The sequence below is a fragment of the Longimicrobium sp. genome (assembly GCF_036554565.1).
GTDB lineage: Bacteria > Gemmatimonadota > Gemmatimonadetes > Longimicrobiales > Longimicrobiaceae > Longimicrobium.
The window spans coordinates 1-9,339 of record NZ_DATBNB010000823.1; the positions used below are offsets into that span (position 1 = coordinate 1).

Genomic DNA, 9,339 nt, shown 5'->3' on the forward strand with positions numbered 1-9,339 from the left:
GGAGAGGGCCGGGGAGAGGGGGCGCCCAGAGGCATGCAAGGCACTCCGTCGAACCTCAATCGAAGTTCCCCCCCTCTCCCGGGCCCTTTGCGGGCGAGGGGCCGGGGGAGGGGCAACCTACCGTTCGCCGCGCCCGCGAAACAGCAGCGGCTCCGCCGGCTTGCCCCCGTGCGCCGGAGCCATGGACGGCTCGTCGTATCCGCGGCGGACGTCGTACGAGGTTTCATATGGGCCGGGGCGGTCGCCGCGCGCAAAGACGTTGCGGTCGCGGGCGTGCCGGCCCTGCATCTCGTGGGTGTGCGTCATCGGTGCTGCGCGTGGGGGAGGCGTCGCGTGAACGCCGCGAACAAGCGCAAAAAAAGCGCCCGCCCCCGTGCAGGGGCGGGCGCCTCGGCCCGGCAAAAGGCGCGGCTCAGACCTCGAGCGGACGCTCCTCGACGATGGCGCGGAGCTCCTTCGACGGCTTGAACACCGGCACCGCGCGCGGCGGAACCTCCACCGGGTCGCCCGTGCGCGGGTTGCGCGCCAGGCGGCTCTTGCGCTCGCGCACCTTGAACGTGCCGAACCCGCGGATCTCGATGTTCTGGTGCTCGGCCATCGCGTCCTTGATGGAATTCAGGAACGCGTCCACCACCACCGCGCAGTCACGCTTGGTGACTCCGGGCCCGATGGTGTCGGCGACGCGTTGGACAAGGTCCGCCTTGGTCATGAGAAAGCTCCTCTGGGGTTTGGTGCGGGCTCGTGGCAGTCGCGCGTGGGCGTTCCAGGCCCTGCGGCGCTCACGGCGCGGGGCGACGGATCCGAAAAGATCTGAACGGGAGACGACAAGCGGGTCGGCGTAACGGGGCCGGCCCGGTGTGGCCGATATCGTTCTGTCAGGTGCGGAAGCCGTGGCGGAGGCCGGGAACGGTAGGGCAGCGGGCGAAGTGGCCTAACGATCTGGTGCAAGGTCACTTATACGCCGGGAACGATAATCCGCGGCGGCCCTGCCGTCAAGCGTCTACTTGCATTCCCCGCGCGCGCCGCTCCATCTCATCCACAAACCGGTCAAAGAGATAGCGCGAGTCGTGCGGCCCCGGGGCGGCCTCCGGGTGGTATTGCACCGAGAAAACCGGCCGCTCGCGGTGCTGCAGCCCCTCGACGGTGCCGTCGTTCAGGTTCATGTGCGTCACCTGCAGCTCCGGGGCGCCGGGAATGCCACCCTCGTCGCCACGCACCGCAAAGCCGTGGTTCTGGGCCGTGATCTCCACCGCCCCGTCCGAAAGGCGCCGCACGGGATGATTTCCGCCGCGGTGCCCGTACTTGAGCTTGTACGTCTCGGCCCCGAACGCCCGGGCGATCAGCTGGTGCCCCAGGCAGATGCCGAACACGGGAGTGCCGGTTCCCGACAGCGCCCGGATGGCATCCAGCGCATGCCCCACGGCCTCGGGATCGCCCGGTCCGTTGGAAACGAACAAGCCGTCGGCCCCGGCTGCGACGATCTCCTCGGTGGGCGTGGTGGCGGGGAGCACGGTGACCTCGCAGCCGCGCTGGGCCAGCAGCTTCAGCGAGTGCGACTTTACCCCGAAGTCGTACGCCAGCACGCGGTAGCGCGTCTCGCCCGCGGGCGGCACCCGGTAGCGCTCGTCCGTCGATACCCCGCACGCCAGGTCCAGCCCGGCCATCTGCGGCTGCGCCCGGATCTGCCCCACCAGCTCGTCCGCGTCCACCTCCGCCGGGGCGATGGCGCCGCGCATGGAGCCCAGCGAGCGGATGTGGCGCGTCAGGGCGCGCGTGTCCACACCCGAGATGGCGATCACCCCGTGGCGCTGCAGGTAGGCGTCGAGCGACTCGGCCGCGCGCCAGTTGCTGTACGCGGGAGGCGCCTCGTGAAGCACGAACCCGGCAACCTGAGGCCCCGCGCTCTCCTCGTCCTCGGCGTTCACCCCGTAGTTGCCGATCAGCGGGTAGGTCATGGTCACGATCTGCCCGGAGTACGACGGATCGGTCAGGACCTCCTGGTACCCGGTCATCGACGTGTTGAAGACCACCTCGCCGAACGCCGTGCCCCGCGCGCCGTACGCCTCGCCACGGAACGCGCGGCCGTCTTCCAGGATCAGCACTGCGGGATGGGGCAACGGAGTCTCCGATGTCGCGGCAAGTCGATGCAGAAAGGGAAGATGCGCGGCGGGAATCTAGGCCGGGCGGCGCGCGTGTCAAGCGGCCGTACGTCAGCGTGGACAGGCGCGCGACTCTGTCATCCAGAGGCCCAAGCGCACCAAATCAACCCGCAGCACCCCCGTCGCGGGCCGAAGGATCTTGCCGCGGACACGTACAAGCGGGGGCGCGGCAGCGTGCACCGTGCCCGAGGCCTCGGATGCCGTAGGGCCCTCACCCGGCCGCGCTGACGCGCGTGCCACCCTCTCCCACAAACAGCGTGGCAAACAGCGTGGGAGAGGGGGTACACTTCGGGGGTGGAATGCGTCGGCGAGCACAGAGGCGGCGGCCGCAGCCCTGCTGGGGCGACTGAAGTCGCGGCAACAACGGCCCGAAGTCCGCCTTCGCGGACTGCATCCCGCGGCAGCGTGCACGAAACCCAGCCGCCGTGCAGGTCAGGTCTCCCCCTCCCCTGCGAAGCGGGGGACGGGGGCCGGGGGGAGGGGGAACTGGCGCAGTGACCCCCGGCGGGTAGATTCCGCCGCTCGTGAAACCATCCTGGGAGGAAGTTTGGAAGAGCCGCAGCCGCTGGTGTTCATCTACGCAGACGAGTCGTGTCTGGGCAACCAGTACAAGGACCGCGCGCGCCCCGGCGGGGCCGCCGGACTGCTGGAGTTCTGGCACCCGCGCAAGGGCTGGGTCCGGCGCGACTACTGGACGTCGGAGCCCGATACCACAAACAACCGCATGGCCATCCGCAGCGCCACCATCCCGCTGGCGGCCCTCAAGCAGCCGTCGCGCGTCGTGTTCACCTCCGACAGCCGCTACCTGGTGGACGGCATGACGCAGTGGGTGCACGGCTGGTCCGCGCGCGGATGGAAGCGAAAAGATGGCGAGATCGAGAACCTGGAGCTGTGGAAGGCGCTGATGCCGGTCGCGGGCCGCCACGAGGTGCAGTGGCGCTGGGTGAAGGGGCACGCCGGCCATCCGCAGAACGAGTACGCCAATTACCTGGCCACCCGCTCCGCGTCTCGCCAGGACCAGAGCGGCGGGCTTGTGGATTCCAAGTTCGACGACTGGATCCGCGAAGAGCAGGAAAAGGAGCGCTACCTGAGCTTCTTCGCCCTGCCGCCCGACAAGTTCGAGTTCAAGCCCTCGCGCCGGCCGCCTACGCGCTGACGCCCACCTCCTCACGTCGGCCGACTGACGCCACGAGGGCGTCCGCGACGTGGTCCGCCGCGTGGGGGCGGGCCATGCCCCGTGCACCATCCGCCAGCCGCTGAAGCAGCCCGGGCGCGCTGAACGCGCGGGTGAACGCGGCGCGGATCTCGTCGGTGGTGTTCGCGACCAGCGCGGCGCCGTTCGCCTCGGCCACGCGGGCGTTCCCCTCTTCCGCGCCGGGGATGGGCCGCGTCAGCAGCAGCGCGCATCCCAGCGCCAGCCCCTCGCTCAGCGACAATCCGCCGGGCTTGGTGGCGACCAGGTCCGCGGCCGACATCCACGTCGTGAGCCCCTGCACATATCCGTGCACCTGCAGGCGCTCCGCCGACAGTCCCAGCGCCTGCAGCCGCTCGCGCGCGGAGTCGTTTCGCGCGCAGACCGCTACCAGCTGAACGTCGCGGGGCGTGGCTTGCAGCGCCGCGCGCGCGGACTCTTCCACGCCGATCCCCAATCCTCCGCCCACGATCAGGGCTATGCGCCGGTCCGCTGGCAACCCGAGCGCCGCACGGGCCTCGTCGCGCGACACCGCGGATGCCACGTCCGGCGAGATGGGGATGCCGGTCGCGAGCGCCGGGACGCCGGGCACACGCCTGCCCAGTTCCGCGACGAGTTCATCGGTGGCGACGAAGTAGCGGCTGGCGCACGGCTGCACCCACACGCGGTGCAGGGTGAAGTCCGTCACCACCAGCGAAAGGGGCGGAAACTCGCCGCCTCCGGACGCCAGCTGGCAGGGAAGGAAGTGCGTCGACAGGCACGCATCCCACCGCTCCGCGTCCAGCACGCGCCGGAACTCGCGGAACACGAAGCGGCCGGCGGCGGCCCAGCGGGCGCGGTCGTGCTCGTCGCCATCCGTGGCGTGATAGATCTCCTTCCACAACGACGGCGCATGCGCGGCCACCTTTTCGAACGCCTTGCCGTAGAATGCCTTCACCCACGCTGGCGCCAGTTCCAGCAGGTCCACGTGGCGCACGTACACGCCGGGGTGCCGGCGGGCGAGCGCGGTGCAAACCGCTTCCGCCGCGCGGACGTGGCCCGTCCCGGTGGAGACGGAGACGACGAGGATCTTGGGATCGTTCATCAGGGAGGCTGAAGCGAGCGAATTGTGGGGTGCCGCCCCGACGGTGCCGGGGCGGGGCATGAAGACGGCGATCGGCTACGGGTGATTCAGTCCGTCTCGAGCGCCGTTCGGCCGAAGATGCGCTCGAACCAGCGGACGGCGGATGCCTCGGCCTCCGCCATCGGCACCTCGCGGCCCAGCTCGCCGGACAGCGAGCCGACGCCGTGGTCGCGGATGCCGCAGGGAACGATGGTCCCGAAGAACGACAGGTCGGTCGCCACGTTCAGGGCAAAGCCGTGGCTGGTGATCCACCCCGACGACACGCGCACGCCGATCGCCCCCAGCTTGCGCCCGTCCACCCAGACGCCGGTCAGCCCCTCCTTGCGCCCGCCCCGCAGGCCGAAGTCGGCGAGGACGCCGATCAGCGCCTCCTCGATGTCGCGCAGATAGCGGTGAAGGTCCTGCCGGTCGGGCTTGAGGTCGAAAATGGGATAGCCCACCAGCTGCCCGGGACCGTGGTACGTCACGTCTCCCCCGCGTCCCGTCTCGAACAGCTCGATCCCCCGCTCGGCCCGCTCGTCGGCCGAGACGAGGACGTTCTCGTCGTGCGAGCCGCTGCCCAGCGTGATCACGTGCGGGTGCTCCAGCAGCAGCAGCGTGTCCGGAATCTCACCGGCCCGGCGCTGCTTCACCAGCTGCTCCTGCAGCGCCAGCGCGTCGCCGTAGGAGATCATCCCCAGGCGACGCACCTCCATCGGCCGACCGGAAACGGCGGAGGTATCGAAAGTCGTGCTCATGCCACACGCGTGAGGTGAACGGTCATCGTACTGATAATAATCATGATCATGATCCAGCGTCCATTCAGGGACTCCCGGAGAAGAAGTTTCCACCCGAAGTCAGAATCCTTTCCCTACTTTCGTTTCTTCCACTACTTTGGTTACTGTACTGGCGTCCGTATCCACAACCCGAGAAAAGAAATCCTCCATGGTTGCCGCCGTCGTGCTGATCCGCTCCGTTCCCGGCGACGTGCCCGCCCTGGCCCGCCGCATCGCGGGCATCGAGGGGGTGGCCGAGGTCTATTCCGTGTCGGGCGAGTACGACCTGATCGCCATCCTGCGCGTGGAGCAGTACGAGCGCATCGCCGAGATCGTCACCGAAGAGATCGCCCAGGTGTCGGGCATCGAGCGCACCAACACGCTCACCGCGTTCCGGGTGTACAGCAAGCAGGACCTGGAAGGCGCCTGGGGCATGTTCGACTGAGCCATCGCCCGCCGCGGGCTCCCTGCGCGCGGCGTTTCCCCATCCGGGGGTGCACGACCGTGCGCCCCGGCCCACGTCCTCCGCTTCCAGGGAGGCACCATGCGTTCGTCCCGCCGCCTTGCGCTCGCCGGCCTCGCCGCCGCCCTGTCGTTCGCCATCCCCGCGCCCGCGCAGACCCTCGTCCGCGGGCGCCTGCTGGACGCCGCCAGCGACGGGGTGATCGCCGAGGGCACCATCGTCATCACGGCCCAGCGCGGCCAGTGGCAAACCTCCACCCGCAGCGACAGCGCGGGCAACTTCGAGTTTCCGGAGGTGGGGCTCGGCGCCTCCCGGCTGCGGGCCTCGCGGATCGGCTATCGCGAGGTTTTGGGAGAGCTGGCGCTGGAATCGGACTCGGTGGTGTCGGTGGAACTGCGGATGGCGGCGCAGTCGGTGGTGCTTCAGCCGGTGACGGTGATGTCGCGTTCCGGGCAGCGGATGAGCCCGGCGATGCGCGGGTTCATGGAGCGGATGCAAACGGGGCACGGGCGTTTCATCACGCGGTCGGAGATCCTGGGCCGGCGGGCGGGGCGCGTGACCGACGTGCTCACCGGCATTCCCAACCTTCGCCCGAGCTCCGGGCGGATGGGCACGTCGGGCCACCCGATGTCGCGCGGCAGCAGCACCTCCCAGTGCCAGATGATGTTCATCATCGACGGGGTGCGGATGATCCACCCGATGCCCAGCGCTCCCCGCGTGCGGCCCGCGGAGTTCGTGATCGACGACTACGTCAGCCCCTCGGAGATCGACGGCATCGAGGTATACCGCGGCGAGGCCGACACCCCGTCCCAGTTCGTCACGCCCCTCGTCCGCTGCGGGACCATCGTCATCTGGACGCGGCGCGGAAAACGCTTGTAGGCGCCCCCGGGCCCCTCCCCAGCAAACCCCGCCGGGAGAGGGGAGAACGTTCGACGGGCTGCCGATGGATGCCTCGGGAGGGCCCCTCTCCCGGCCTCTCCCCCGCAAACAGCGCGGGAGAGAGGAGCACTTCGATCGAGGTTCGACGGGCTGCCTCGCATGCCTCGGGAGCCCCCTCTCCCCGGCCCTCTCCCCCGCTTCGCAGGGGAAAGGGAGAATTCGTGTGCGCTTCGTCGTACCCACGCACGAAAGCCTGTCGGCCTGAAGGCCCAGGCGCACCGTACCGGCCCGCAGCACAGCCGTCGCGGGCCGAAGGATCTGGCCTGGGACACTTCTCAGCCCGGGCGCGGCAGCGAGCACGATACCTGGGACGCGTCTGCCCGGCGGCCCTCGCCCGGCCGCGATTCAGGAGCGGGTCGTGGGGCCGGTGGACCCCGCGGCTGGAAACGCGGAAAGCCCCGACTTTGGGCGCTCTCGCGTCCCGCTCGGGGCCTCAACCGCGCCCGACAGCCTGGGCGCGCACGACTGGTTTGCGGGCACCACAACAAGCCAGTCCGCGAAGGCGGACTTCGTGTGGTCGTTGCCGCGAATTCATTCGCCCCAGCGGAGCCGGGCTCTACTCCCCAGTCCCGGCGCCCGGCCCGGTCGCAGCCCCCGTTCCCGCCACCGCGGGCGTTTCCCACCGCAGTTCCCACTCGCAGAACGCGTCCCCATCCAGCGAGCAGCGGACGTGGCGCACCATGCACGATGTGCCGCCCGCGAACTCCATCGAGCGCAGCAGCCCACCCGTCTGGCGTCGGCAGAAGGTGCGCTCGCCGGGGTCGAAGCCCACCAGCCGCAGCACCGCGCGGCCCTGCTCCGCCTCTACCACCTCCATGTTGCCGGGGTGGTAGTACAGGCGAAAGAGCGACACGCGCTGGGTCAGGAACTCCATCGGCGACTTCTTGCGCAGGATGCCGCCGTACAACTGCTGCCCCGTGCCCTCGATGGCGAACGCGCCCGACTGCTCCGGCCAGTCCGGGTGCTCCGCGCCGATCTCCGCCTCCACGGCCCGCCACAACGCGTGCAGCAGCGTCAGCGGGATCTCGTCCGTGGGCGCCGCCGCGTCGATGCGCACCCGGTCGTCCGGCGCGAGGCCGTCCCGGATGCGCGCCACGGTCTCGTCGCCCGCGATGTGCTGCACGAAGGCCAGCGTGGAGCGCAGGGTGGAGCCCCTGGCGCCCGGGGCCGTCGTGGTGATCGGGTTCATCTCACGCCTCTACGAGGGCCGGCTCTGATGCGGCGAGAGCGCGGCGGTCTGGCTTGCCGCTGCCCAGGCGCGGGATCTCGGGGACGATGAAGACGGAACGCGGCACCTTGTAGCCCGCCAGCCGCCCCCGCGCGTGGGCGACCACGTCGGGTTCCGTCAGCGCGCAGTCCGCGCGGGGGACGATGAAGGCGCGGCCCACCTCGCCCCACTTGTCGTCCGGCACGCCGACGACGACGGCCTCCGCCACGCCGGGGCACTCGGAGAGCGCGGCTTCGACCTCGGCGGGGAAAACGTTTTCGCCGCCCGAGATGTACATCTCCTTGCGCCGCCCGCAGATGCGGTACGCTCCGTCCTCGTCTCGCACGGCCAGGTCTCCCGTGCGCAGCCATCCGTCCGCGGAGAGCACCTCAGCCGTGCGCTCCGGGTTGCGCAAGTAGCCGCCGAAGACCTGCGGTCCGCGCAGCAGCAGTTCGCCCGGCTCTCCCGGCCGCGCCTCGCGTCCGTCCTCCGCCTCCAGCCGCATCTCCAGGTACGGCACCGGCCAGCCCACGAACCCCGGACGGCGGACCGCCTCCTCGTCGGAGATGGCGAAGCAGTTGGGGCCGCACTCCGTCAGCCCGTATCCCTCGCGGAAGGTGTAGCCGGCCGCGCGGACCTTTGCCGCCAGCCCCGGGGGGCACGGCGCGCCGCCGGAGACGAAACGCCGCAGCCGCGGCAGGGGACGGCCCCAGCGGGCGCTTTCGGCCATCATCATCAGCTGCGTGGGGACGGTCAGGGCCACCGTGCACCCCTCCTCCTCCGTCGCTTGGAGGAAGCCGTCCGGATCGAACGCATCCAGCAGCACAACCGTGCCGCCCCGGTGCCACAGGGGCGTGGCGAACACGTTCCATCCACCCGTGTGAAAGAGTGGCGTGCTCACCGGCGCCACGTCGTCGGCGCCCAGCTCCCACGCGGTCGTGGTGGCGACGGCGTTCCAGAAGATTTGCCGATGTGGCAGGATGGCGCCCTTGGGCGTGCCCGTGCTTCCCGACGTGTACAGGATCAGCAGCGGCTCGTCGCCGGAGATGGGGATGTCTTCGGTGGATGGATGTGCCGCGGCGAGGAGAGCGGGGGCGTCGGCGTCCAGGTCCATCCACGCGGGATGGCCATCCGCGCGGTCGCGGAAGCGCGCCTCGCCGATCAGCAGGTCGGGGCGCGCGTCGGCCAGGATGGGCGTCAGCTCCGCGGCGGAGAGGCGCCAGTTGAGGGGGAGCAGGGCCGCGCCGATCCGTCCGCAGGCAAAGAACAGCTCCGGCAGCTCGCGCCGGTTGCCGGCCAGCGCCGCCACGATCGCCCCCCGGCCGATGCCGCGCGCCCGCAGCAGCCCCGCCCAGCGATCCGCCGCAGCATCCAACTCCGCGTACGTCAGCCGCTCGCCGCGCGGGCGGTCCACCAAGGCGACGCGATCGGGCGAGATCCGCTTCCAGAAGCGCAGGGGATCGGGCTGGCAGGGAAAGCGGGGAAGAGCCTCCATCATCGA

The 9,339-nt window shown here is 70.5% G+C and carries 10 protein-coding genes; 3 read left to right on the forward strand and 7 right to left on the reverse strand.

Features of this window, described 5'->3' with window-relative positions:
• Nucleotides 1-117: 117 nt before the first annotated feature.
• The 3 genes from VIB55_RS23310 to carA form a co-directional block, all read right to left on the reverse strand.
• Nucleotides 118-306 (reverse strand): hypothetical protein, encoded by a 189-nt coding sequence (locus tag VIB55_RS23310; RefSeq protein WP_331879079.1) that lies wholly within the window; start codon nucleotides 304-306, stop codon nucleotides 118-120.
• 106 nt (nucleotides 307-412) lie between these two features.
• Nucleotides 413-709, reverse strand: coding sequence for an HU family DNA-binding protein (locus tag VIB55_RS23315; protein WP_331021528.1), 297 nt, complete (start codon nucleotides 707-709; stop codon nucleotides 413-415).
• Nucleotides 710-992: 283 nt separating this feature from the next.
• Nucleotides 993-2,117 (reverse strand): glutamine-hydrolyzing carbamoyl-phosphate synthase small subunit, encoded by a 1,125-nt coding sequence (gene carA, locus VIB55_RS23320; RefSeq protein WP_331879080.1) that lies wholly within the window; start codon nucleotides 2,115-2,117, stop codon nucleotides 993-995.
• Between the two features lie 589 nt (nucleotides 2,118-2,706).
• Between carA and VIB55_RS23325 the strand changes: the two genes are divergently transcribed.
• Entirely contained in the window at nucleotides 2,707-3,315 is a 609-nt protein-coding gene (locus VIB55_RS23325) for an RNase H family protein (RefSeq protein ID WP_331879081.1), read from the forward strand.
• Here VIB55_RS23325 and VIB55_RS23330 read toward each other — a convergent pair.
• Nucleotides 3,305-4,435, reverse strand: a complete 1,131-nt coding sequence (locus tag VIB55_RS23330) for an MGDG synthase family glycosyltransferase (protein WP_331879082.1) — start codon at nucleotides 4,433-4,435, stop codon at nucleotides 3,305-3,307. The genes VIB55_RS23325 and VIB55_RS23330 overlap by 11 nt on opposite strands.
• A gap of 86 nt (nucleotides 4,436-4,521) precedes the next feature.
• Nucleotides 4,522-5,211 carry a lipoyl(octanoyl) transferase LipB gene (gene lipB, locus VIB55_RS23335; protein ID WP_331879083.1) on the reverse strand — a complete coding sequence of 230 codons (690 nt, stop codon included), beginning with the start codon at nucleotides 5,209-5,211 and terminating at the stop codon, nucleotides 4,522-4,524.
• A 187-nt stretch (nucleotides 5,212-5,398) separates the two neighbouring features.
• Here lipB and VIB55_RS23340 point away from each other — a divergent pair, with 187 nt between their 5' ends.
• Complete coding sequence (locus tag VIB55_RS23340) at nucleotides 5,399-5,674, forward strand: Lrp/AsnC ligand binding domain-containing protein (protein WP_331072287.1); 276 nt, start codon at nucleotides 5,399-5,401, stop codon at nucleotides 5,672-5,674.
• Between the two features lie 99 nt (nucleotides 5,675-5,773).
• Entirely contained in the window at nucleotides 5,774-6,571 is a 798-nt protein-coding gene (locus VIB55_RS23345; protein ID WP_331879084.1) for a carboxypeptidase-like regulatory domain-containing protein, read from the forward strand.
• Between the two features lie 616 nt (nucleotides 6,572-7,187).
• On the opposite strand, the gene VIB55_RS23350 is transcribed toward VIB55_RS23345, so the two are convergent.
• Nucleotides 7,188-7,820, reverse strand: coding sequence for a hypothetical protein (locus VIB55_RS23350; RefSeq protein ID WP_331879085.1), 633 nt, complete (start codon nucleotides 7,818-7,820; stop codon nucleotides 7,188-7,190).
• 1 nt (nucleotide 7,821) lies between these two features.
• Nucleotides 7,822-9,339: class I adenylate-forming enzyme family protein (locus VIB55_RS23355; RefSeq protein WP_331879086.1), on the reverse strand; the 1,518-nt coding region annotated here is incomplete at its 5' end.

Excerpts from the sequence above, each read along its gene's own strand:
- VIB55_RS23310 (WP_331879079.1), bottom strand. The coding sequence starts at position 306 with ATGACGCACACCCACGAGATGCAGGGCCGGCACGCCCGCGACCGCAAC.
- VIB55_RS23345 (WP_331879084.1), top strand. The coding sequence starts at position 5,774 with ATGCGTTCGTCCCGCCGCCTTGCGCTCGCCGGCCTCGCCGCCGCCCTG.
- lipB (WP_331879083.1), bottom strand. The coding sequence starts at position 5,211 with ATGAGCACGACTTTCGATACCTCCGCCGTTTCCGGTCGGCCGATGGAG.
- VIB55_RS23315 (WP_331021528.1), bottom strand. The coding sequence starts at position 709 with ATGACCAAGGCGGACCTTGTCCAACGCGTCGCCGACACCATCGGGCCC.
- VIB55_RS23340 (WP_331072287.1), top strand. The coding sequence starts at position 5,399 with ATGGTTGCCGCCGTCGTGCTGATCCGCTCCGTTCCCGGCGACGTGCCC.
- VIB55_RS23350 (WP_331879085.1), bottom strand. The coding sequence starts at position 7,820 with ATGAACCCGATCACCACGACGGCCCCGGGCGCCAGGGGCTCCACCCTG.
- VIB55_RS23330 (WP_331879082.1), bottom strand. The coding sequence starts at position 4,435 with ATGAACGATCCCAAGATCCTCGTCGTCTCCGTCTCCACCGGGACGGGC.